General features: G+C 41.4%; 25 protein-coding genes. 17 read left to right on the plus strand and 8 right to left on the minus strand.

What is annotated here, in order from left to right:
* Window positions 1-2: 2 nt before the first annotated feature.
* On the plus strand, window positions 3-197 hold the full coding sequence (locus LGO15_RS10695) for a twin-arginine translocase TatA/TatE family subunit (RefSeq protein ID WP_167830418.1): 195 nt from the start codon (window positions 3-5) through the stop codon (window positions 195-197).
* Window positions 198-279: 82 nt separating this feature from the next.
* Here the strand turns inward: LGO15_RS10695 and LGO15_RS10700 are convergent, their stop codons facing one another.
* The gene (locus LGO15_RS10700) at window positions 280-573 is read right to left on the minus strand and encodes a hypothetical protein (protein WP_167830419.1); all 294 of its coding nucleotides are present in this window, start codon (window positions 571-573) and stop codon (window positions 280-282) included.
* Complete coding sequence (locus LGO15_RS10705) at window positions 573-1,868, minus strand: TolB family protein (protein ID WP_226087556.1); 1,296 nt, start codon at window positions 1,866-1,868, stop codon at window positions 573-575. Before LGO15_RS10705 ends, LGO15_RS10700 begins: the two co-directional genes overlap by 1 nt.
* A gap of 195 nt (window positions 1,869-2,063) precedes the next feature.
* Between LGO15_RS10705 and LGO15_RS10710 the strand changes: the two genes are divergently transcribed.
* The 4 genes from LGO15_RS10710 to LGO15_RS10725 all read left to right on the plus strand — a co-directional run bounded on the left by LGO15_RS10710 (window position 2,064) and on the right by LGO15_RS10725 (window position 7,295).
* Complete coding sequence (locus LGO15_RS10710; protein ID WP_167830421.1) at window positions 2,064-2,297, plus strand: hypothetical protein; 234 nt, start codon at window positions 2,064-2,066, stop codon at window positions 2,295-2,297.
* Window positions 2,298-3,313: 1,016 nt separating this feature from the next.
* Window positions 3,314-4,093 (plus strand): TerC family protein, encoded by a 780-nt coding sequence (locus tag LGO15_RS10715; RefSeq protein WP_167830422.1) that lies wholly within the window; start codon window positions 3,314-3,316, stop codon window positions 4,091-4,093.
* 131 nt (window positions 4,094-4,224) lie between these two features.
* Window positions 4,225-5,856 carry an acetolactate synthase large subunit gene (locus tag LGO15_RS10720; protein WP_167830423.1) on the plus strand — a complete coding sequence of 544 codons (1,632 nt, stop codon included), beginning with the start codon at window positions 4,225-4,227 and terminating at the stop codon, window positions 5,854-5,856.
* An 11-nt stretch (window positions 5,857-5,867) separates the two neighbouring features.
* A complete protein-coding gene (locus LGO15_RS10725; protein ID WP_167830424.1) occupies window positions 5,868-7,295 on the plus strand; it encodes an aldehyde dehydrogenase family protein in 1,428 nt (475 codons plus the stop codon).
* 46 nt (window positions 7,296-7,341) lie between these two features.
* Here the strand turns inward: LGO15_RS10725 and LGO15_RS10730 are convergent, their stop codons facing one another.
* The 4 genes from LGO15_RS10730 to LGO15_RS10745 all read right to left on the minus strand — a co-directional run bounded on the left by LGO15_RS10730 (window position 7,342) and on the right by LGO15_RS10745 (window position 10,434).
* Complete coding sequence (locus LGO15_RS10730) at window positions 7,342-7,800, minus strand: hypothetical protein (RefSeq protein WP_167830425.1); 459 nt, start codon at window positions 7,798-7,800, stop codon at window positions 7,342-7,344.
* Between the two features lie 2 nt (window positions 7,801-7,802).
* Window positions 7,803-8,591 (minus strand): hypothetical protein, encoded by a 789-nt coding sequence (locus tag LGO15_RS10735; protein ID WP_167830426.1) that lies wholly within the window; start codon window positions 8,589-8,591, stop codon window positions 7,803-7,805.
* 230 nt (window positions 8,592-8,821) lie between these two features.
* Window positions 8,822-9,580, minus strand: coding sequence for a nucleotidyltransferase domain-containing protein (locus LGO15_RS10740; RefSeq protein ID WP_226087557.1), 759 nt, complete (start codon window positions 9,578-9,580; stop codon window positions 8,822-8,824).
* Entirely contained in the window at window positions 9,580-10,434 is an 855-nt protein-coding gene (locus LGO15_RS10745; RefSeq protein ID WP_167830428.1) for a patatin-like phospholipase family protein, read from the minus strand. The genes LGO15_RS10740 and LGO15_RS10745 overlap by 1 nt, the downstream gene beginning before the upstream one ends.
* A gap of 537 nt (window positions 10,435-10,971) precedes the next feature.
* Here LGO15_RS10745 and LGO15_RS10750 point away from each other — a divergent pair.
* The 4 genes from LGO15_RS10750 to LGO15_RS10765 all read left to right on the plus strand — a co-directional run bounded on the left by LGO15_RS10750 (window position 10,972) and on the right by LGO15_RS10765 (window position 13,245).
* Complete coding sequence (locus tag LGO15_RS10750; RefSeq protein ID WP_226087558.1) at window positions 10,972-11,274, plus strand: hypothetical protein; 303 nt, start codon at window positions 10,972-10,974, stop codon at window positions 11,272-11,274.
* A 104-nt stretch (window positions 11,275-11,378) separates the two neighbouring features.
* A complete protein-coding gene (locus LGO15_RS10755; protein WP_226087559.1) occupies window positions 11,379-12,404 on the plus strand; it encodes a processed acidic surface protein in 1,026 nt (341 codons plus the stop codon).
* Complete coding sequence (locus LGO15_RS10760) at window positions 12,404-13,024, plus strand: class D sortase (protein ID WP_226087560.1); 621 nt, start codon at window positions 12,404-12,406, stop codon at window positions 13,022-13,024. The genes LGO15_RS10755 and LGO15_RS10760 overlap by 1 nt, the downstream gene beginning before the upstream one ends.
* A 20-nt stretch (window positions 13,025-13,044) precedes the next feature.
* Window positions 13,045-13,245: a hypothetical protein gene (locus LGO15_RS10765; protein WP_226087561.1), complete on the plus strand. Its 201-nt coding sequence runs from the start codon at window positions 13,045-13,047 to the stop codon at window positions 13,243-13,245.
* A gap of 80 nt (window positions 13,246-13,325) precedes the next feature.
* Here the strand turns inward: LGO15_RS10765 and LGO15_RS10770 are convergent, their stop codons facing one another.
* On the minus strand, window positions 13,326-14,072 hold the full coding sequence (locus LGO15_RS10770) for an AAA family ATPase (protein WP_226087562.1): 747 nt from the start codon (window positions 14,070-14,072) through the stop codon (window positions 13,326-13,328).
* Between the two features lie 662 nt (window positions 14,073-14,734).
* On the opposite strand from LGO15_RS10770, the gene LGO15_RS10775 reads away from it, so the two are divergent.
* From LGO15_RS10775 to LGO15_RS10795, 5 genes are all read left to right on the plus strand, one after another.
* Window positions 14,735-14,968 carry a glutaredoxin family protein gene (locus LGO15_RS10775; RefSeq protein WP_084135358.1) on the plus strand — a complete coding sequence of 78 codons (234 nt, stop codon included), beginning with the start codon at window positions 14,735-14,737 and terminating at the stop codon, window positions 14,966-14,968.
* 124 nt (window positions 14,969-15,092) lie between these two features.
* Complete coding sequence (gene lepB / locus LGO15_RS10780; protein WP_318999834.1) at window positions 15,093-15,638, plus strand: signal peptidase I; 546 nt, start codon at window positions 15,093-15,095, stop codon at window positions 15,636-15,638.
* A 265-nt stretch (window positions 15,639-15,903) separates the two neighbouring features.
* Window positions 15,904-17,562: a catalase gene (locus LGO15_RS10785; RefSeq protein ID WP_318999835.1), complete on the plus strand. Its 1,659-nt coding sequence runs from the start codon at window positions 15,904-15,906 to the stop codon at window positions 17,560-17,562.
* Window positions 17,563-17,724: 162 nt separating this feature from the next.
* Window positions 17,725-18,741, plus strand: coding sequence for an STAS domain-containing protein (locus LGO15_RS10790; protein ID WP_167830439.1), 1,017 nt, complete (start codon window positions 17,725-17,727; stop codon window positions 18,739-18,741).
* Window positions 18,742-18,886: 145 nt separating this feature from the next.
* A complete protein-coding gene (locus LGO15_RS10795) occupies window positions 18,887-19,213 on the plus strand; it encodes a hypothetical protein (protein ID WP_226087564.1) in 327 nt (108 codons plus the stop codon).
* Window positions 19,214-19,264: 51 nt separating this feature from the next.
* Here the strand turns inward: LGO15_RS10795 and LGO15_RS10800 are convergent, their stop codons facing one another.
* Complete coding sequence (locus tag LGO15_RS10800; RefSeq protein WP_226087565.1) at window positions 19,265-20,728, minus strand: ATP-binding protein; 1,464 nt, start codon at window positions 20,726-20,728, stop codon at window positions 19,265-19,267.
* A 188-nt stretch (window positions 20,729-20,916) separates the two neighbouring features.
* Between LGO15_RS10800 and LGO15_RS10805 the strand changes: the two genes are divergently transcribed.
* Genes LGO15_RS10805 through LGO15_RS10815 form a run of 3 tightly spaced genes read left to right on the plus strand, consistent with a single transcriptional unit; the run spans window position 20,917 to window position 23,140 of the window.
* Entirely contained in the window at window positions 20,917-21,453 is a 537-nt protein-coding gene (locus tag LGO15_RS10805; protein ID WP_226087566.1) for a sigma-70 family RNA polymerase sigma factor, read from the plus strand.
* Window positions 21,454-21,861, plus strand: coding sequence for a PadR family transcriptional regulator (locus LGO15_RS10810; RefSeq protein ID WP_226087567.1), 408 nt, complete (start codon window positions 21,454-21,456; stop codon window positions 21,859-21,861).
* Window positions 21,862-21,868: 7 nt separating this feature from the next.
* The gene (locus LGO15_RS10815) at window positions 21,869-23,140 is read left to right on the plus strand and encodes an FtsW/RodA/SpoVE family cell cycle protein (protein ID WP_226087568.1); all 1,272 of its coding nucleotides are present in this window, start codon (window positions 21,869-21,871) and stop codon (window positions 23,138-23,140) included.
* The last annotated feature ends 419 nt before the right edge of the window (window positions 23,141-23,559 follow it).

Consider the following 23,559-nt stretch of genomic DNA (forward strand, 5'->3'; position numbering starts at 1 on the left):
CGATGCTTTCAAATATAGGATTTCCAGGATTAATCTTGATTCTCGTGATTGCACTGATCATCTTTGGGCCTAACAAACTGCCGGAAATCGGACGAGCAGTCGGCAAGTCGATGAAAGAATTCAAGAACGCAACCAATGGACTTACTGATGACATCAAAAAGGAAATCAGGGAAAACGACCATGATAAGAAGAGTTGATCAAAGCTGCCACTGGCAGCTTTTTTTATTTTTTGCAGGGATTAAAAAGCTGTCCGGCAATAAATAACCGAACAGCGAGAAATCATTTTCGATAATAAATATGAATCGCGGACAACAAGAGGATCAATCCATTCAATAGATACAACCCAGTAAAAATTACGGTCAGAATTCCTGCACCCCAGCCGCTGTCGTCCCAAGTAAAACCTAAATAAAGGGTGCTGAAAAAGATGACTGGTGTGCACAGGAGAAAGAGGATTCCTGCAATGATCCGCTTTTTTATATTCCTGACGGAGTACTTAACGGCAAAATAATTCGCCAGACCAAAAAGGGCAATGTTCAGAAGTAGGGTCAGGACCGTTCCGAGAGCATCGGACATTATTTTTGCACTCCTTTTCTGTAAAATTTAAGAGCAAGAGCGAAGAGAAATGCAATAATGGTGCAAACCAATAATCCGAATGCCAGCATGCCAACTCCAATTCCTGCCCACGGATCGACCATAGCTGCTACAGCAAAACTGGCTACTATTGCGAGCATTCCGATCGACAAGCTGATGAATGATGGTAAATACACTTTCCCAGGAACAACGTAAATTGTGATCAGTATTAATAGCACCGTATACAAAAGTCCAACCGACCAGCTATTAATCGAGTAATCGAGGGCTTTCATAACAAAGTTGCTGGCTTCTAGTTCCGGCATTTCAAGCGTAACTTCTTTTACCTTCTGCGTTTCGAGGTCCACTGTCCTCAACTTATATTCCTCTGGATCTTTTGGCCAATTGATATACTCAAGGAAGAGGATTTCATTTTTATTGTTAAAAAACACCGGCGAAACGACAGATGAATTCAAGTCGGTGAGTCTTTCGGTATCCCCATTTTGCAGATCCTTGAGAAATAAATCGTATTCATATAGAGAAGTGTCCTTCGATTCTTCAGCTATTGTCGTAAAAGCAACAGCGTTTTTTTCGGGTGATAAAGTTAGGTGGAAAATATCAGCGGGCAATTTTCCGTTGAAATCAGCTGCATACACCCTTTGATCTTCCAAGTTGAAAGCATTTAATTCATCAAAATCCTTGAAGATAATTTCCTTTTTTTCAGCTGAAAAGACAAGGCTCTCCATAGTATAGAAGTCTCTGTCGGTCAACTTCTGCATTGATGTCCCATCAATTTTTACAGAAAAAAGGTCATACCCTTCCTGAGACTCTCCCTCAGACTTTTGAAATTCTTCTGCTGGCGTGCCTGAAAAGAAAATCGTTTCGTTGTCATCAGAAAAAACGGCCTCAGATACGTGCTGTGAGCTTTCGGAAATTTTTTTAGGATTGGTCCCGTCAACATTGGCGGTGTAAAGGGATTGAATACGATTGTTGTCTCGTGACAAATATAAAATTCTGCTGCCATCCGGCGAAAACTTAGGATTCGTGTGATAAACATGGTCAGGATTGCTTACTCTTTTAACATCTGATCCATCTGGATTGGCCGTAAAAATTGCTGAGCTTTCATTATTGAAATAAGAAAAGGCAATCCGCTGATCATCCTCTGATACCGCTAGCCCGCTCCCAAGACCTGTATAGTATTTGTAAGCATCCCGATCACCTAATAACAAATAACCAATACTGGACAATAACAATAAAGCAACGATGCCAATGACTCCCACTAGAATTTTCTTATTTTTCATTAGTCTTCCCCCTTTGAAAAAACTCCTGATTATTTACCATACATACAATATAGTGTAAAATTACACCAATTAAAAGGTTTTTTTAGGAAAAAAATATAAAATATTCAAAGAAGCCTTTTAAAAATGTTGATAATAGGACAATTTCTACCATGGTAAAATAATAGAGAGGGAACAGTGAATTCAGGGGGTGCAGTGATGGGTTCAAGAGGTCAATCTGGAAAAAAACGTCCATCGAAACGCGTGATTACTGCCAGGAAAGAAATGCGGTCCGCCCATTTACTTCATGAATTTGACGAAGACGACCATGACTGGAAAAAAGAAAGAAAACACAATACACACGCCTCAACAATAAAACGACACGAACATAACCACAGGTTAACAAAATTCAAAAATAGGCAAGCTTATAAAGCACAACAAGACGAGTATTAATGATTCTATTACTTGAGCAGCTGTCAGAAGTGGCAGCTGTTTTTGTTGAGGAGAATACCACCCGAGTTCGGACAAAATTGTGAGCGGATGTTGGGTCGCTGTCAGAAGAAGCCGTGAGATTTGACAACTTTGGTGGAATATGAGGATGTCAGAAGAAGGTGTAACTTTAGACAACCTTGGGGGTATTCGGAGAAAAGCTGTCAAGAAACCGATGGAATCATGACAAGTTTGGATGCAAATGGAGAAAAGCTGTCAAGAAAACAAAGGAATCATGACAGGTTTGGATGCAAATGAAGAAAAGCTGTCAATAAAACAGAGGAATCATGACAGGTTTGAGTGCAAATGGAGAAAAGCTGTCAAGAAAATAAAGGAATCAAGACAGGTTTGAGTGCAAATGGAGAAAAACTGTCAAGAAACCAGACAGATTCGGGTCACCCCCGCAGCTTAGCTCGTACTTGTTATCTTCATTTTAAGCGGTACGGAATCTCACTCTAAAGCTTGAAAAATTAGTACGATTACAATGGGGTTAAATTCACCTGCCAAGATTGGCCTTTTTTCCTATACTTTCGGGAAAAAGTGGTATAATTGGGTAGTGTGAAAAAAGAGTAGTTAAAGGGAAAGCGTGTGCATGAAGTAACGTTTTCTACACTTCCTGCCATTGCCTAATATAGCAATTGATTTTCTTACGATATTCATCATCTCAAAATAGGGGAAAGGGTCCAGATTCTACATGGACAAACCGTCAGTAAATGGACAAGTTGTCTGTTTATTTTTTGATTCTGAAAAACAAAAATGTTGAATATTTTCAAGAAAAAATATAGAGTATTATAGTCTCTATCATTTACATATTGGTAAGTTTATCTATTGTTTGTAAAAGGTATATGGAGATGTATGGACATAGAATGACCCTCAGTAAAATAAGCAATATTCATGTGGATTGTGTTGTGCTTAATGGGTAATTCTATTGTTAATGAGAAATTTACATAAGCGTTTTGGAAGAGGAAGGAGAGAGGTTTATGGAGTCAATTTGGCTCGAATATGCCTGGGCATTATTGATATTGATCGGTCTTGAAGGTTTGCTATCGGCTGACAATGCACTTGTACTGGCGATCATTGCGAAACATTTACCTGATGATCAAAAGAAAAAGGCAATCACTTATGGAATACTAATGGCGTTTGTGTTCAGGTTTGGGGCATTATTTGCGATATCATTCATTGCAAACGTCTGGCAAGTACAGGCCATCGGTGCAGCTTACCTGCTCTATCTTGGACTGAAGCATGTCATCCAGGCTAAGTTTGGTAAGGAAAATGAAAATATCCGTGAAGAAGAAGAGAAGGAAGCAAGAGGAATGGGCTTCTGGCCGACTGTTGGTAAAATAGGTTTAGCAGACCTGGCGTTTGCGATTGATTCCATTCTTGCAGCAGTTGCTCTTGCTCTTGGTCTGCCGGATTCACCGCTAGGAGATTTTGGCGGCATGGACGGCGGAAAGTTCATTGTTGTCCTGCTAGGTGGAATTGCCGGTCTGATTCTGATTAAATACGCAGCTACTTGGTTCGTCAAGCTGCTTGATCAGCGTCCGGCATTGGAAACAACTGCTTATGCCATCGTGGCTTGGGTCGGTGTGAAGCTGGCTGTTATTACTCTTGCTCATGATGACATTGCAGTCCTGGATCACGATTTCCCACACAGTACACTTTGGACAACGATTTTCTATGGGGTATTGATCACAATAGCTCTAGTGGGATGGTTTGCTCCAGCGAAAAAGACTAAGGGTGAAGAAAATTCTTTAGAATAAGCAAAAAGTGCGAGTAATCCGAAATGGATTGCCGCACTTTTTTTATTGCCTTAAGTAATCTTCTACTAGTTTATCTGCCCTCCTGAGTGGAATAGTCATTTATAAGTGATCCCATGTAAAGGAGTGTTTAGATGAATGCAGCAGAATTAATGGTCAAATGTTTGGAGCGTGAGGGTGTTGAATATATATTCGGTGTACCTGGCGAGGAAAATCTGGACATTATGGATGCTCTTCTTGATTCGAGTATTGAATTCGTCGTTACGAGACATGAAACGAATGCGGCTTTTATGGCTGGAACATACGGAAGATTGACTGGTAAGCCGGGTGTTTGCCTTGCGACTCTTGGACCGGGCGCGACGAATCTATTAACTGGAGTTGCCAATTCAAATATGGACCATAGCCCGATTGTAGCGATTACGGGACAGGCAGGCCTCGACCGTCAGCATAAAATATCACATCAATATTATGATTTAGTTTCCATTTTCAAGCCGGTGACGAAATGGAATACTCAGGTGAAAAAGGCAGAAATCATTCCTGAGGTTGTCAGGAAAGCATTTAATGTTGCCCAGGGAGAAAAGCCAGGAGCTACTCATATCGATTTACCAGAGGATATTGCTTCAATGGAAGTGGAAGGGAATCCTCTCGACATAACGGAACCGACAATCATGGAAGCAGGGGAGCGTGTGGTCAAGGAAGCAGCTACACTGATAGAAAAGGCAAATCACCCACTGATTCTTGCAGGAATGGGTGTTGAAAGGGGACAAGCTGAGGAAAGTCTGAGAGCTTTTGCCGAAAAAGCAAACCTTCCTGTCGTTCATACCTTCATGGGGAAAGGTGCGATTTCCTGGAAAAATGACTTAAGTCTGCTGACGGCTGGCATAAGCGGCAAGGACTATATAACTTGTGGATTAGATCAAGCGGACTTGATCATTGCGATAGGCTTTGACATGGCCGAATACCCGCCAAAAAATTGGAACCCAGACGGCCAAAGCCCTATTTTACACATCGATACAATGGAGGCAGAAACAGATGCCAATTATCCTGTAAAGCATAGTGTAATTGGTAATATCGATGAAAATCTCAAACAGTTGGAGAAGGTTATTTCATCAAAGGAAAGGGATAACAACTGGGTAGCAAATGTAAGAGAAAAAACGCTAAATGAATATGAGAGCTATTCTGATGATACTGGATATCCAGTGAAACCTCAGAAAATCATTCATGACCTCAGGTCGGTGATGAATGAAGAGGATATTGTCATCTCAGACGTTGGTGCGCACAAAATGTGGATGGCGAGAATGTATCATACATTTGAGCCAAACACCTGCCTGATCTCTAACGGATTGGCTTCTATGGGTATTGCAGTCCCTGCGGCAATCTCCGCAAAAATGGTTCACCCGGAACGGAATGTCGTAGCTGTAGTTGGCGACGGTGCCTTCCAGATGTCGAGTGCAGAACTTGAAACGGCAATGAGATTGAACTTGCCGATCATCATTCTTTTATGGCGTGATGGCGGCTACGGTCTGATTGAATGGCATCAGATGAGGGAGTTCAACAGATCTTCCAATATCAAGTTTGGCAATCCTGATTTTATCCAGCTGGCAAAATCATACGGTTTTGAAGCGATTGGGATAGAAAAAGGCGGAGAACTGAAGGATGCCATCAAGAAAGCGGTCGAGTTGAAGAAGCCTGTCTTGATCGATTGCCCTGTGGATTATAGCGAAAACATGAAGCTTACCGAAAAGTTAGGTGAAATCTTATGTTAGGAGGGAATGTCATGAAAATTGCTTCAATCATAAACGGTGCTGAAAGGATGGATGGCAGCGGAGAAACAATGGAAGTGAGGAATCCTTACAGCGGAGACCTGGTTGCCGAGATGACTCTTGCTGACGAAAAGCTGATGGAAGAGGCGATTGAGAACAGCCGACAGGCATTCCAGCAAACAATGAAAAAGATGCCAGCTTATGAACGATCAGATATTCTTCGCAGAGCATCTGATTTACTGGAGGAAAAGCAGGAGGAGTTCGCCGAAATCGTTGCCAGGGAAGCCGGTAAGCCCATCAAGCATAGCAGGGCGGAAATCAAACGCTCAATCCAGGTTCTGCGTTTCTCGAGCGAACTGTCCAAGCATATGACGGGAGAGGTTTTGCCAATGGATGCAGCTCTTCGTGGTGATAACCGAATGGGAATGGTAAAACGAGTGCCAATGGGTGTAATCGGAGCGATCACTCCTTTCAACTTCCCGTTGAATTTATCGCTCCATAAGATTGCTCCGGCGATTGCTGCGGGCAATACGGTTATCTTTAAGCCGGCTGAGAAAACGCCTGTATCAGCCTATATGCTTTCAAAGCTTTTTCAGGAGGCAGGGCTGCCAGATGGGGTGTTGAATCTAGTGCTAAGTACCGGTAAGGTCGCAGGATCCACCCTCGTTCCCCACAAAGATGTCCCGAAAATTACCTTTACCGGCAGCCTGACAGTCGGAAAAATCATCCGTGATACAGCTGGTTTCAAAAAGGTCACAATGGAGCTTGGTTCAAACTCACCGAATATAGTCTTTGAAGATGCCGATATTGATGATGCGGTCGAACGCCTTGTTAATGCTGCGTTCGGTTACTCAGGCCAGGTATGTGTGTCGGCACAAAGAATTTATGTCCAGGAAGATGTCTATGACGAGTTCCTCAAAAAGTATGTTGAGGCAACGAATAATTTGGAGATCGGTGATCCGCTTGGGGAAGAAACGGATTTCGGTCCGATGATCGATGAAGACGCCGCGAAAAGAATCCAGGAATGGGTAGAAGAAGCTAGGAATGAGGGAGCAACTATCGAAACTGGCGGTGACAGAAAGGGCACAATGATGTATCCGACAATCATAACTGACGTCAAAAAAGACATGAAGGTTGTCAAGGAGGAAGCGTTCGCCCCGATTGTGACACTGATGCCGTTCAAAACGGAAGAAGAAGCGGTTGCTAATACAAATGATTCTATTTACGGACTTCAGGCAGGCGTCTTCACAAAAGACATCAGCCGTGCCTATCGAGTTGCTGACAATCTCGAAATGGGAGGAGTCTGGATTAATGAATCGTCCGTCTACCGCCAGGACAATTATCCATATGGCGGGGTGAAATTAAGTGGACTTGGCAGAGAAGGCGTCAAGTATGCAATGGAAGAAATGACTGAAATGAAGTTTATAGGGGTTAGGCTATAGTAAAAAAGGAAGCTCACGGGCTTCCTTTTTATTATTGAAAACAGAATCATTTCACTTTTGCAACTCCTAATGCAAAGTGGCAAAACAATATATTCTCAACCATCTCGGCTTGAGAATCTTCACAATCAATAATCATAATCAGTTCAGACTGGAATCCTTTTAACAGCCTCCGTTTTTTCTTTATGATCAATTCAGTAAACAACCGAATAGCAAATCCAACCAGTGCCCCGACAGCTGCACCAATCAAGCCCCAATAAATGGGTCCCCACTCCAGCTTGAATCCAATACTGGCACCAATTACCGAAAACGCAGTCGCCAGCGCTGCTCCAACATCGATTAGTGAAGTTCCATCTGAACGATGGATATTATCAAAAACCTTGCGTTGTTCCATACGATTATCAAGAGGCACAACAAAAATATCTTCCTGTTTAATTCCCTTTTTTTCTAGAGTGGCGACAGCCATTTCAATATGTACACTATGTTCAAAAGTTGAAAATACCTGCATTTCTAAATCACCTTTTGCCCTTTCAGTACACGAAATGATGGCGATTGATAATTCTCCTGGAAAAAGGCACGCTGCTCTTTATCATATAACTTATTATTTTCAACAGTATTGATATAAGAGTCAAAGACAGCAAAGCCGTATAAGGAAGGGAAGAATAAAAGCCACTCTGGATTAACGACCGATGTAGCCTTTTTTATCTCTCCCAAAAATAAAAGTGAGATAGCCTCCAGAGCATGAGAATAATAAAAAAAGACAATGCACCAGATGATGACAAAAAAAGCAGTCACGATCCGGTGAATATAAAGCTGTCCTAAACCGGGTACAAAAAAGGACCAAAAAATGGCCATTACTGGATTTCTTTTATCAAGGTAATTAATCTCAAGTGCACCTATACTAAATGAATTGAATTTGTGTTCCTCACGTTCAGCCATTACGAAGATTTTGTTCAAATCAACTGTCGTCCGATAGCTGTCCCAAATCGCAAAGATATATACTGGAATATAGATCAACAACCACCTTGTATCCAAGATTTCCTTTGCTCTATCAATGTCGCCCTGTAAGGAATAAATCATCGCTAAATTAAGGTTGGACTGTATATTCACGACTACTTCCCAGATAAACAGGACAAAACCTCGGAGATACTTAGATAAGAGGAGATGTCCAAACCCTGGAAAGGCTGCACTCCACCAAGCAATAATATAAGGGTTTCTAAGATGGATTTGAGTTGTGCCTAGGAGGCTGACATGTGCTCTATACCTTCTTGCCGTGTTGTCATTAGTGTAATTATCCATTTGTTCCCCCGGTCAATTTTCAATTATTTTTACCTGAAAATGCTATTTCATTCAGATTCAAGAACTATGTGTGACCGAAAAGGAAATGAACCAAGACATAGGGAGGTTTTTCCAAAACATTTATTGTAAAACGGTGGAGTTAATTGGCTTGGGTGCTATTGGGGGAGGTTTGGTCAGTGGAATCAGGAACCTGCCAGACTGCGTCATAGAAGGTTCCAATCAGAATGGAGTTAAGTGGTTATCAGCTTATCCCACAAAGGTTTAATTTTTGCCGGGTTTGAAAGTTTACTGAATATCCAATCGGCTTCTCGATTCAATAACTCGCGAAGTTCAATAGCAGCGTTTAGATGTTTCTTAGGCGTGAGGTTTTCCTGGATTTTTTGCACTATATGGACGATGTCTTCAGGCAGAGATGCTTCAGCTGTTTTCAATCCTAATTGAGCTCTTTCAGGTTTGTATCTATACAGTAGAACTCTGACTAAATGTGTCATGACATGATTCAGCATATTTACAGACCATAAGTCATTGCCTCGTGCAGTCGCTTTTTTATATTGAAAAAGAAACCAGGCAATGTCATCGACTGCATCCTGAAATTCGCGTTCCGATAACCTTAGGTTTTGGCTAGCAACGAATTTGGACAGCAATTCATCAGGATCGTAAATGACTTTGAAAAAGTCTTTCTCAATGAACGTCTTCTCTGTCACAGCAAACAAATCAACATGAAGCATGTTTTCATATACAGCGAGAATCTGCGGGGCAATGATGAAAATGTCATCGTGAAAAAGCAATTTTCCATATGACTCCAGATGGTCTATCCTACTATCAAGGAATCCATCGAGATCTTTTTCATCAACAAGGCAGTACAAATCTAAATCAGAATGTTCATCATGCTCACCCCGCCCAACAGATCCTTTAACAAAAATAGCTTGTACTCTTCTGTCTTGTTTAAGGCTGCTCGATAAAACTTGCAGTGCATCTGCGATCAACATCAACAATCTCCCAACCAGTCTTTTAATGACTCGAAACTGTGCTTTGCATCCTCATATCCAACTTCATATAAACGCGTTAGTTTGTCCGGATTGCGCTCAACTCGTCCCACCTTGAGATCCTGCGAGGGCCTGATCACTACAATTTCATTCCTGTCTTCAAGTTCTTCTATGTAATCCAGGGTTTCATTGTACATTTGATACCGTATTTCAAGTGCCTTGTGCAGTCCTTTGTAATCTTTATACACATATCTCGGCAGCCAGGAGAAGGAAGATTTTTTCTTGCGGTATCCTTTTGGCTTCGTCAATACAATGACATTTTTCTGCACACCATCAGTCATAGCTTTTCTTATGGGAATAGGGTCAGAAATGCCGCCATCCATCAAGGTCCTTCCCTGGAACTCGATAGCCGGTGCCATGAATGGCAATGTACTTGAAGCTCTAATGATTTTCAGGAAATCCTCTGGAATATCGTTTTTATCAAAGTACACGGGTTCACCGGTTATGCAATCTGTTGTTCCGACAAGAAACCTTTCCGCAGCGCTGTTGAAGGAATCAAAATCAAACGGAACAAGCTCATTTGGCAGCTTGTCGAATATGAAATCCATCCCGAAGAGTTCCTTTTTTAAAAATAAGTTTCGGTAGGAAATGTAATCACGATGCTTAACATAATCAATTGTCACTTGCCTGTTGCGGCCCGGCTGCCTGGCCACATAGGAAGATCCCTGGCATGCACCAGCTGAAACCCCGATGACATATGGGAAAAATAATTCATTTTCTAAAAAATACTCCAAAACTCCCGCAGTGTAGACACCTCTCATGCCTCCACCTTCAAGAATCAGACCACTGTTAAACACGCCGACTCCTCCTTAAATCTATTTCTCTCATTCTCAAGTTGTTTTCTATAAAAATAGTCTATCACAGCATATATTGATTTGTTCAATTTATGTTTGTGAAAAAGCAATATAACCGAGCTATCCTTTTAAACGTCAGGGACTAAGTTCCAATAGTATTTTAGCGAAAAAATAACTACAAAGGCCGAGTATGAAAGGAATTTATCCTTTTTCCTTTATTGATGAGGAGGTTTGCTATCAAAAGGTTCGGAAAAGCGGATGATGTGGCTTCCTTAACTCACTATTTTGCCGGGTATAGGCGGATATTGGATAATTTTCGGAGGGAGATTGGTATTGTGCGGGTTTTACGATTAGCAGATCTACTATTCAGCTTTTAGGGATCTTCCGTTGAGAATCAATACACCCCCAGAGATTACAGTGTTTATACTGACAGAAGTGTAGGACTAGAGAAGACGTTTATCGCATTTTGTGTCGGGTAACAGATTAATATAAGGCTAAAGCATTAGTTTGCTAATCAAAGTACAAGGAGTGAAGTCACCTATGAAAAAAAGAAATCTACTACTAGCTTTACCTTTGGGAGCAGGTTTGATTTTGGGAGGCTGTGCAGAGGGTGCACAGGAGGATACAGAGGAGCCTAATACTGAAGAGGTTAAAGTAGAACACAATAAACTAGAATCAGAATCAAATGATACGGAATCGAATGGAGAAGAAGGCAATACAGGAATGGATGAAGAGGAACCAGATTTGGATGAAGAACCATCTGAAGAAGAAGGGAACGCAGGCATGGACGAAGAAGAGCCTGACCTTGATGAGGAACCTTCTGAAGAAGAAAACGGAAATTAATCGTCTAGTCACTTTATAAAATATAAACCAGCGCCTATCGAATCTATAGGCGCTGTACTATTTTTCAGGAACCTAAAAACCTTGAAAAACAAGGAGGCTAAAGCATGAAAACACAGGTTATTCCCTTTGCAGTCGTTTCAACATTAGTTTTTGCTCCGCTGTCTGCGGGTGCAGTTGAATATAATGAGGTAAAAGAGCAATATCCAGCAACGACATCATGGACAGAGGTTGACTGGAATAACTATCTTGAGGATCATTATGGATCGCAATTAGATGATTATGCCACTCTGAAAGAATTAGAAGAAGACATTGGCGAACCAATAGATATCAACCAACTGGCTGATGGAAATCTTGATCAAAATGTACTGGACATCATTGAAAGGTACAACATGGATGCCAGTGAACTTGCAGCATTTTTAGAGGAATACGATAACCGGGACAATATCCACTTTGCTGGCGATTTGGTGAAAGCCTTGGATGGGGGTGGATTCGTTGACGAAAATGGTTCAGACGATAGCAATGGGAATGCTGGCTCCGATAATAATGAAGGCCTAATTTCAGATAATGACAATGAAGGTAATGATTCAAATCAAAACAGCGATGCTGCAGTTACAGAAAATAACAATGAAAACAATACCACTAATGAAACTGATGCTAATAGTCAAAACGAAGCTACCACTACAAATGCACTGGATGAAGACCAGCTAGAGGAAACCTACCTGGTACCTCTTGGTTGGACGGTTGATGAATTCAACCAGTATTTAAGTGACAATTACGAAACAGACCTGAATGATTACACTTTGTTTAAAGACCTGGAAGCCGAAGTTGGTCCGCTAATTACCGACGAGAACGAACTAGAAGTAATTGAGGAATACGGGTTGACTCCAGAAGAGTACGAAATATTGTTGGCTGAATACGGGGAAAGTCCGGATGATTATTATTTTCTTAATGATCTGCGAGAGTCTCTTGACTATTATACCAGTGATGAGCCTGAAGAAGCTGGAACCGAAAAAGGCGGTGACATGCCTGATACAGCCACAAACTCCCTTGCCTACGTCCTGCTTGGAGCAGGACTCATAACCCTTGGCGGCCTTACTTTGAGAGTGCGTAACCGATACGGTGATAACTAATGAGCAAAGGGAAAAAGAACGGTAAGCGGGAATGGATTGTTCCCGTTCTTGCCTTCTTCCTGATCATATCAGGCATATATTTGGCAGGAACCCACGCATATAGCTGGGCAAAAGGTTTCATGGCCGTGGAGAAAGATAGTGATGGAGTAAGCATCAGGAATATGGAGAAGCAAATGGATGGAAATAAACGAATTGAAAATACGGAAAACCTTGAACAAGGCGAAAAGATTGGGAATATTTCCATTCCAAAGCTGGGCATGTCTGTACCGCTTTACGAAGGCACCAATGAGGAAGAGCTCGGAAAAGGAGCGGGACATTTTTCAAACAGCGTCATGCCTGGTGAAGGCAATAACACAGTCATTTCAGGACATCGGGATACCGTATTTCGAAGCCTAGAGAAAGTCGGAGAAAATGATTTGATTGAAGTTGAAACCTCCGAAGGAATATACACATATCGAATCGAAAAAGTCAGGATTGTTGACGCAGAAGATCAAACCGTGATCGTCCCAAAGCCTGATGCTACCTTAACCTTAACAACATGCTATCCATTCACCTTCATTGGTGACGCACCTGAACGATACGTACTCGTTGGAAACCTGATAGGTTCATCGGAAAAATAATGAACAAGGAGGGAATTATTTTGAAAAAGAACTTTCTGATCGCTGTTCCGCTTGGAATATCCCTTGTTCTCGGAGGGTGTTCTGAAGGCCAGGACGAAAGAGTCCATGAAGAAGAACCAGCAGAAGACAGACCAGTAGAAGATACCGATTCTGAATTTAATAATGATGATTATAAACTGGATGAAGAAGAAACAGCCAGTGATGAGGATGAGGAGCTATGATCCCGGATACAGCTTCTTAAGGTCACCTATCATAACGATTGGTGACCTTTCATTAGTTTGCTAACGCAATTGGGAGGAGATTAGTCCTCCAATAAATGATGGATCATCCTTGGCGTGTTTTCGAAAAATTGCTTCATGATGCGGTAATGATTCGTTTCTTCCAGCTTTCTTTTAAAAATGCCTTCATCACAGAATTCATAGATTGCTGCATCCGGATAGGCCATGATGATCGGGGAGTGTGTGGCGATGATCAGCTGTGAGTTCTCCTTCACTAGATCATGGATGCGAGTCAGCATCGACATTTGCCGCAAAGGTGAAAGTGCAGCTTCAGGTTCATCCAAAATATAAATACCATTCCCCCGAAACCGGAGAAGGAAGGTTGAGAAGAAGGCTTCGCCGTGTGATTGTTCATGTAAAGATTCTCCGCCAAATGAGTCAATGATCCTTGGTCCGAATCCTTCACGATCCAATTCTTCAATATTTGAAGCGACATTGTAAAAACTTTCTGCACGCAGGAAAAATCCATCCTGTGGTCGTTCTATTCCTTTTATAATCCGCAAATAATCCCCTAAATCTGAATGGGAGTCATAGGTAGAGAAATTGAAATTATATGAGCCGCCTTCAGGATTAAAGCCCAGTCCCACTGCAATGGCTTCAAGTAAAGTCGATTTTCCCATCCCATTCTCGCCAATCAAAAAAGTGACGTTTGGATGCAGCGTCAACTCGTCCAAAGCTTTAAAGCTAGGGAGATTGAACGGGTACTCCTGAAAGGAAGGCACTTCTTCTCTTTTGAGGCTGACGCTTCTGACATATTGCCAATTCAACATATTTCATACCGCCTGACATTATTTTTCTCTATTCTATCAAATAGGAACTGGAAAAAAACCTTTGAAATTTCCATTTCGCTATAAAAAAGAAAAAGTCGCTATAATATCAAAAAACTCGCTATAAAAATAAAAAAGTCGCTATATAAACAAGAAAGTCGCTATAAAAATCATTTTGTCGCTATAAAAATTTTTCGTATTAAAAAACGAAAAAACCTGGCATGCAATAGGATGCGTCTCTTAATTAAGAACGTAAATTTACGATATAATGCAGATGATAGACCAATTTGGGAAGTGATATTCATCTTAAATGCGATTATATTATTCATTTTGGCAGGAATAGCTGAGATCGGCGGAGGGTATTTGGTCTGTAACTATAGCGAATCGTTGGATTTTTTGTATGACACAATGATACCAATCAGTGGATGTATAAGCTCGTAAATATATCGATTGCCTTGTATTTAATTGGTTTGGTAACAAGGGCATTTATTTCATGCCACTTAGATCATAGTCCCATCCTTCGTTTAGCATGAATACCTCCTATCCTGTTTTTTTTAAGTGAAATAGGGGAAAACATAAATATCCCGGAACTTCTATTTTGCATAAATTTAGCACTTCTGGGATAATACATTATAGGGTATAAAAAATTTAAGGAGGCTTTCAGAATGAACGATATCACGGTCTACACTACGAATACTTGACCTTACTGCACAATGATGAAACAATTCCTTGAGGGTCAAGGATTAAACTACAAAGAAGTAAATGTACAATACGATCAAGAGGCTGCGCAAAAACTGGTTGAAGAAACTGGCCAGATGGGTGTGCCGCAAACGAAGGTGAATGGCAACTGGGTTCTTGGTTTTGACCCGGATACACTAATGCAGCATGTCAAAAAATAAATCAATTTACAAAAAAGAGGCTTTGGCCTCTTTTTTATTTTGAAGCACTTTTTGAAAGGAAAGAAGGATTTCCAATGCTCTTTGTGGAAATAAAAACCATAGAACATTAGGAAGGATGCGGAATATGGTAAAAGAGCGCAGTGAGATTTGGGAATGGGTGAAGGCCTTTCTTATCGCAATAGTATTAGCGTTTGTTGTTCGTAGCTTTTTAATGACGCCGATCGAGGTGAAAGGCGCCTCCATGGAGCCAACCTTGCATAGTCAGGAGAGGATGTTCGTTACGAAACTCGGCGAACCCAAACGATTTGATATCGTTGTTTTCCATGCTACCAAGGACAAGGATTATATCAAACGGGTCATCGGGCTTCCTGGCGATCGGGTAGAATACAAAGACGATGTGTTATACATAAACGGCAAGCCCTATGAAGAACCATACCTGGATGAAAGCAAAAAGCTTATTACCTATGGGCAGCTGACTGGTTCGTTTACATTAAGCGAAACGCCTGTCGACAGTGATGTTGTTCCAGAGGGGCATGTTTTTGTGCTAGGTGATAACAGGAGAAACAGTAAAGATAGCCGCCATATTGGAGCTGTTCCAATTGATAGTATAGTAGGGACAACAAAGGTTGTTTTTTATCCGTTAAAAGAAATGAAGATTCTTGGTGAATGATTCAAAAATTAGTCAAGCGCGTTGATTCTGCGGAATCAACGCGTTTTTTATATGATTTGTTTAGTTAGATTAATCAGGGGTATTGTCTAAAATGTAATGCGAAATATTGCAGTTCATTAACTCACTGCCAGAAAGATTGATTCATACATAATCCTTTCAAACAAACCTGTACACTATTTCCATACACTGAAGAATTTTCAACACCTGTATAAATTTCCCAAGTGGAGAAACGATAAGGGTGACGAATTTAAGGAGGTTTTTCAATTTGGCTGAGAACAAAGATAAAAACACTGCGAACGGCGACGACATGAAGCGCGAGAAGCTGACGACACGCCAGGGACATCCTGTTAGAGATAACCAAAACATCCGTACTGTTGGCAACCGTGGTCCGGCGACTCTTGAGAATTATCATTTTATCGAAAAAATTTCTCACTTTGATCGCGAAGAAGTACCAGAACGTGTGGTGCATGCACGAGGTTCTGGCGCTTTCGGTTATTTCGAAACGTACGGAAAAGTGGGAGATGAGCCAGTGGAGAAGTATACTCGTGCGAAAGTCTTTTCAGGTGCGGGTAAAAAGACTCCTCTTATGGTCCGTTTCTCCACAGTTGCCGGAGCGAAGGATTCTCCTGAAACAGCAAGGGATCCGCGTGGTTTTGCCGTTAAAATGTATACGGAAGATGGCAACTGGGATTTAGTCGGAAATAACTTGAAGATTTTCTTTATCCGAGATGCGATGAAGTTTCCTGACATGATTCACGCCTTTAAAGCTGATCCAGCATCCAATGTGCCGAATCCTGAGCGGATGTTTGACTTTGTTTCGAGAACTCCTGAGGCTACACATATGATCACTTTCCTATTCTCACCATGGGGCATTCCAGCTACATACCGCCATATGCAGGGTTCAGGCGTCAACACGTATAAATGGGTGAACGATAAAGGCGAAGCAGTGCTGGTGAAATATCACTGGGAGCCGAAGCAAGGGATCCGCAACCTGACACAGGAAGAAGCGAATGAAATCCAGGCGAAAAACGTCGGCCATGCAACCCAGGATTTATATGAAGCGATTGAGCGCGGAGACTATCCGGAATGGGAGCTTTTTGTCCAGATCATGAAGGATGATTACCATCCGGAACTTGATTTCGATCCACTCGACGACACGAAGCTATGGCCAGAAGATCAGTTCCCATGGCTTCCGGTTGGACGTATGGTTCTTGACCGCAATCCAGTGGACTTCCATTCTGAAATTGAGCAAGCTGCCTTTGGTACTGGAGTGCTTGTAGATGGAATGGACTTCTCGGATGATAAAATGCTGCAAGGCCGTACGTTCTCTTACTCAGATACACAGCGCTACCGCATTGGCGCCAACTATCTGAAATTATCGGTGAATGCACCGAAAGCGCCTGTACGTACGAACCAGCATCGTGGCCAGATGGATGTGCGTGACCCGAAAGAATCCGGGGACAATCCGCATATCAATTATGAACCATCGATGCTGGGAGGCTTCGAGGATACGGGCAATGAAGGACATCCGCCACATCAGCCATCCTATAATTCAGCGGTGATGAGTGCGCCGATTGACCGTCCTAATAACTATGGACAAGCTGGACACACATACCGCAGCTTTGACGACTGGGAGCGCGACGAGTTAATCAAGAACCTTTCCGAAGCACTTGCTGCGTGCAACAAGAAGATTCAGGATGCAATGATCGAACACTTCACACAAGCCGATGAAGATTATGGTCGCCGTGTGAAAGAAGGCATTGAAATGCGAGTGAAGGAACTTAATGAAATGGCCATGGAAGATCATGTTCCAGGCAGGGAATCTGGCAACTCGAAGTATGGACAAGGTGGACAGGGCTCATTATCAGCCAACGAAGCTACAAAAGATGCAGTGAGGAAAAGCCACGAAACAGATCCGTACTAATATTAAAAATGGCTGCAAAGAGTTTTGTCTCTGTGCAGCCATTATGTGTTTGTTCACAATTTGACAACATTGGCAGGAAATAAAGTATCATAAGTCGAATTATTGATTGATAAAATCTCAATTTTCTTTTTTACATAATTCTATTACTAGTAGGTGAATGAAATGGAGATGCAAAAGAGTCTTGTTGTCGGCGGCGTGGATTTAACATGGGATTTAGAGAGCGGAAAGGTATTGTTTGAGGGAGGGGACGTCGTTTTTTTCTGGGTATCGGCTATGAAAACCTTCTTCGATACAATTCATGAAATCTCAGGAGAAGAAGCTACGAACCTCGTGCTAGAGACAACAGGTTTCCGTCAAGGAATCATTGTTGGCGAAGGGTTCAAGGAAATGAAACAAATCGATACCTCCAATGTAGTCGAGTGGCTATCAAATACATATGTCCCAGCGGGGTGGGGATATGTGAGGGTAAATGAAATAGATTACAATAAAAATAAATTCACTTTATATATCAAGGATGATTGGGAATATAAAATGAATAACCTCAGTGAACAGCATAAAGATGGAATATTTGTGCCTGCACATTATGCTGGTGTATTTACTGGTTTGTTTGGGATGAACTTCTGGTACAAGATTATCCAGCACCAAAGTGAAAGCAATGAATACACAATTGTGGAATACTTCCCATCTGAAATCGATATCCAGCAAAATATCCGGAACTTGGCGAGGAAAAAAGAGGCTGAAGAGATCATGCAGCTGGAAGCGCTGGTAGAAGAAAAAACGAAAGCACTTCAAACTTTGGTGAAAGAGCTTTCTTCCCCGCTAATCCCAGTACTTGATGGGATTGTAGTGGTTCCCTTGATTGGAAGATATGATGAGGATCGTGCGGAAGACCTAATCCAGAACACTTTGAACAACTTGCCGAATTACCGGGCACGATACGTGCTTCTCGACTTAACAGGATTAAATAAAGATATTTCTACTTACACGGCAGAACTAATTGATAAATTGGGATCAGCTGCACGCCTCCTTGGTGTAGAAGTCATCCTGGTCGGAATATCGGCAGAATTGGCCTTGACGATATCCCATACACTGACCGGCCTGAAAAAATACGAATGCATGCAAACCCTTCAGCATGGTATTTATTATGCCCTTGGTAAAAGCGGGCGAAGGATCGTTTAAGCAAAGCTTTCTTTTAAAACGCTCAAGGGATTGGAATCTAAGAATAAAAAAGAAATGAAACTAAAAAGTAGCAGTCCTGATTTGAAGAACAATTGGGACTGCTTCTTTATGAGAATATTAAAATAGGATTGCAAGGTGAAAGTTAATGCACAAACTTAAAGAGTTATATAGGAGTTTGCAATTCAGGCTATTTAGGATTCAGCATAAAGATTCAGGCTGGACTTCATTTGCTCCATTAGAGATTGTTCCTGAGTATAAAGTGGATAGTGAAAATGGACTAGTAACCGGAGTCGTAAAACATAACGAGAGGGTCTATTTGACTGTCATTGTGGATGTACATAATAAGAAAACAGTAACAAAAGGGAGCCTTAGGAAGATTCGGAAGTACACTCACCCCTTTAAAAAGCACCATTACATAGACATGATAAAAGGCGAGGCGGAAAGTTTGATTGAAGATCAAACTTTCCGCTAGTCGCCTTTTTTTTCTTAACAGCCGAACTCGTTTCGGCTTTAATTATGGAGTTTACTTTGCATATTCAAATGCGGATGACTCCTCTTGATCAAAGGGAGTATCTTTAATAGGCAATGTGATCGTAACGGTTGTTCCTTCATCAACGATGCTGGAAAAATAGATTTTACCACCATGGTTTTTAATGATTTTCTGGCAAATCATCAAGCCGAGTCCGGTCCCTTTTTCCTTTGTGCTATAAAAGGGTTCTCCTAGTTTGTTCAGCCGGTCTTCCGGGATTCCAGTACCCTGGTCGATTACCCTTATGGAAGCATCTTCACAATCTTTTGATATATCAACGAGGATTTCTCCCGATTTTGTCATGGCCTCAAGGGAATTCTGAATGAGATTGATTAACACCTGTTTTATTTTATCCGGTTCACACTCCAGGTATATTTCTCGTGTATCCGTTTTAATCTTAATGAAGGCATCTGACAGTGCCGCCTGGGGGTTAAGCAAATTCACAACGCCATTTACAAGCGGAATCAAATCTACATAAGATAGATTGGAAGCTTGTGGTTTTGCTAGCACAAGCAAGTCGCCAACAATCGACTCTATGCGGGCTAGCTCATCTAGGATGATTTCGGCATAATTCTCTGCTTCTTCTGCCGGATGCTCACTCAAAAGTTGGGTAAAGCCTTTTATTGCAGTCAAAGGATTCCTGATTTCATGAGCGATCCCAGCTGCCATCTGCCCAATTACCGACAATTTCTCAGCTACCTGCAGCTGGTCCTCCGTCTTCCTTTGTTCTGTAATATCCTTGATGATGATAAGGGAAACATCCCTGTTCTTAAAGACTGTCGGAATAAGCTGCACCTCAGCCCGCTTCGAATCATTATCTTTTCGGATCAAACTGATTTCAAGGTCGGTGGAGCTTCTTGTATCCAGGCTTTCTTTCAGCAGCTTATAGTCTTGCGGGTCAGTGTAATCATATAAAGATGTACCAATGATTTCATCAAAACTAGTCGCGCCCATCAATTTCTTTCCCTGCTCATTAATATAAGTCCATACTCCATTTTTTGTAATGATTCCCATCGTATCCTTTGAATGTTCAAGGAATAACCGATCTCTTCTTTGATGTTCTTTTAATTTTTCCTCTCGATTTACACGCTGGGTAACATTTCTAGAAATAAGCACTATTTCGGATTGAGAAGGACCCTTCGTACTGCTTGATTCCAGCCAGAGATAATCTCCTTCTTTTCTTCTGAAACGAAACAAAATCTCTCCAGAATGATAAGAAGAAAAGTACTGTTCCAGCTTTTCCTGATCCAATGGATGACAAAAGCTGAAAATGGACTTTCCATGAAGCTCGGCGGATGTGTATCCGAAAAGAGTCTTACAGGAAGGTGCTGCATAGCTAAAGCTTCCATCCAGATAATGGCTGGAGAGAAAATCCTTTGCGTTGGTCAATGCTAAGCTTATATCTTGTATGTCGTTTATATCTGGGTCATAGGCTTGTAGAGTTTCTTCTTTTATCATAATAAAGCCTCCCTAACTATTCATTCTGTATAATATGTAAGTGGTATTGCCTCTCTATTTTACAAGACGAAAGAGAGAAGGAACGAATAATATTGCGAAGTTTTTAAAAATTAGAACTTTTATCCTGTTTTATATTCCTAAAACCTTTTTAACAGTGCGTCGTCTATAACTATGAAGGGGGAACGGTTGTGGATGAACTAACAGCAGAGATGAATGAAATCGAGAATGGTGCAGATGCAATTGATGAAATCATGATTAGATATGGGCAAGAGATTCTGCAGCTCTCGTTTTCTTATGTGAAAAATAAGCAAATCGCCGAGGATTTAACACAGGAGATTTTTGTGAAATGCTATAAATCGCTTCATACATACAGCGGTAAATCGAAGTTCCGTACCTGGCTTTGGAGAATAGCCTCAAATCACTGCAAGGATTATTTAAAGAGCTGGTACAACAAGAATGTTTTCACGACCGATTATCAGCCTATCTATGATTCCATCCAGAGTGATAGTGTTGAGCAAACCGTCATTCAGGATGAAGAAGATGATCAGCTGGCATCAGCGGTTATGGAGCTGCCGGTCAATTATCGGGAAGTGATTTACCTGTTCTATTTTGAAGAGATGTCGATCAAGGAAATATCCGTCGTGACCGAGGTGAAAGAAAATACCATTAAAACCCGCTTGAAACGGGCAAAAGAACTCCTGAAAGAAAGATTGGAGGAAAAATAAATGGAAAACCGGTTAAATAAGCTTAGAAAATCTATGGAAAAGTCCACTTTTAAAGAATTAAGTTTTTCAGAAAAAATGAGAAAAGAGATTCATAAACAAATTAACATGCCAGATGAAAGTGATGAGGTAATCACTTTATCCATCCTTCAGCTGCTCCTGCAAGAAAAAACAGGCTATGAATTGACCGGGCTACTCAGGTCCAGAGGCTTCAAAGAGTTTGAGGATAATGAAGGTTCCTTATATACAATTCTCCATGCGCTTGAACAAAAACGATTGATTGCTTCCTGCTGGAATAGTGAAGGAACGAAATTTTACCAAATCATTGACAAAGGGAAGAAGTATCTCCGTAAGCAGGAGAAAACTTCGGCTGCCAGTAGGATCGTCATCAAAGGATTGCTGGAGGAGTGATAGTGATATGAGTAATAGATGGAACCATTTTTTAAGTGAAGTGACGAATCATATCCGCTCGAAGGAAGCGAAGAAGTTTGTAGCCTCCGAATTGGAATTTCATCTCAACCAGGTGAAGAAAGAATGGATGGGGAAGGGCTTAAGTGAAGCAGAGGCTGAGGAAAAAGCGGTAAGCCAAATGGGGAGTCCGTCCAAGCTTGGGCATGAAATGAATAAGCTTCATAAGCCGAGGATTGACTGGTGGCTGATTAGTTTGTTGGCGATCACCATGGCGTTGAGTTTTCTGCCGCTGGTCACATTGGGTGATGAGTTATCAGATGGCTATTTAGTGATGAAAGCCTTTCATGTTTTACTGGGTGTGATGATTGCAGCAGCTATGATGTTTATTGATTATCGTAAATTTGAAAACAAAGGCTGGGTATTTTATTCCATCGGAGTAATGTTTTTATTCTTGTTATTAACCATCCCAAATACGATCATAAATGGGGTACCATATTTTATGATTGGCCCGTTCCAGATTGAAAGCCACTATGTACTTCCATTCTTGTTTCTGGGCTGGGCTTCATTTTTCAATAACCCAAGAATCAAGCTATGGCAGCACTTCATCTTATTTGCATTGCCGTTGTTCTTATTAATGGCCGTTCCGAATGTGGTGGTTAGTTTCATTTATAGTGTGATGGTATTTGTCATGATGTGGTGGAGCACGATCAGCAGGAAAGTCGCCACCATTATAACGTTGGCGTCCATTACAGCTGCTGGCACCTTTGGATCATTGGCATGGTTCACCGTAAAAGAATACCAGCTTGCCAGGATATTAGGGTTTCTCAATCCTGAAAAATACCCGAAAAGCTGGGGTTATACGTATCTACAGCTGAAAGAACGCTTAGCATCTGCAGGCTGGTTTGGCTCTGCAGCTAAAAGTGAAGCCTTGCCTTTTGAACACACCGATTACGCCTTTGTCAATTTGACCTATCACTACGGGTATTTATTTGCGATTGGACTATTCATCATCCTTTCATTATTTGCAGCGAGGATAGTCATGATTTCCTTTCAGATCAACTCCCGGTTCGGACACCTGTTGCTTGTGGGCGGTGTGACATTATTCCTCGTCCAATTCATCTATAATATTGGAATGATGGTAGGACTGCTTCCGCTGACGTCCATGTCATTGCCATTCATTAGTTATGGCTTTATTCCGATGCTATTCAATGCATTTATTATGGGAGTCGTCCTGAGTGTTTATCGGAGGAAGGACCTAATTTTTAATAGAACGATTTGATGATAGGGAGAGGAACTAGATTCATTTGGTTCCTCTCTTTTTTGTGGGGGCGGGGTTTTATTGGTGACCAATTATTTCGTTTCCTTAATATTTAGGTCACCAATAGGTCTCATTGGCGCCCTTTTTTCACAAAAACTGGATATTCAGGTCACCAATAGGGCTCATTGGCGCCCTGTTTTCACAAAAACTGGATATTCAGGTCACCAATAGGGTTCATTGGTGCCTGGTTTTCACAAAAACTGGATATTTAGGTCACCAATAGAGCTTATTGTAACCGGTTTTACAGCTATTCTCTTAATTTATGTCACCAATGACCAATATTAATATGCTCTTGTCCTTCTTCTTCTGATTTTATAAAAGATTAATAATTACATATTTACTAAAATATTCATTTAGTGTAAAATTACACTAAATATAAA

Origin of the sequence: Mesobacillus sp. S13 (genome assembly GCF_020422885.1) — a bacterium.
Lineage (GTDB): Bacteria > Bacillota > Bacilli > Bacillales > Cytobacillaceae > Mesobacillus > Mesobacillus selenatarsenatis_A.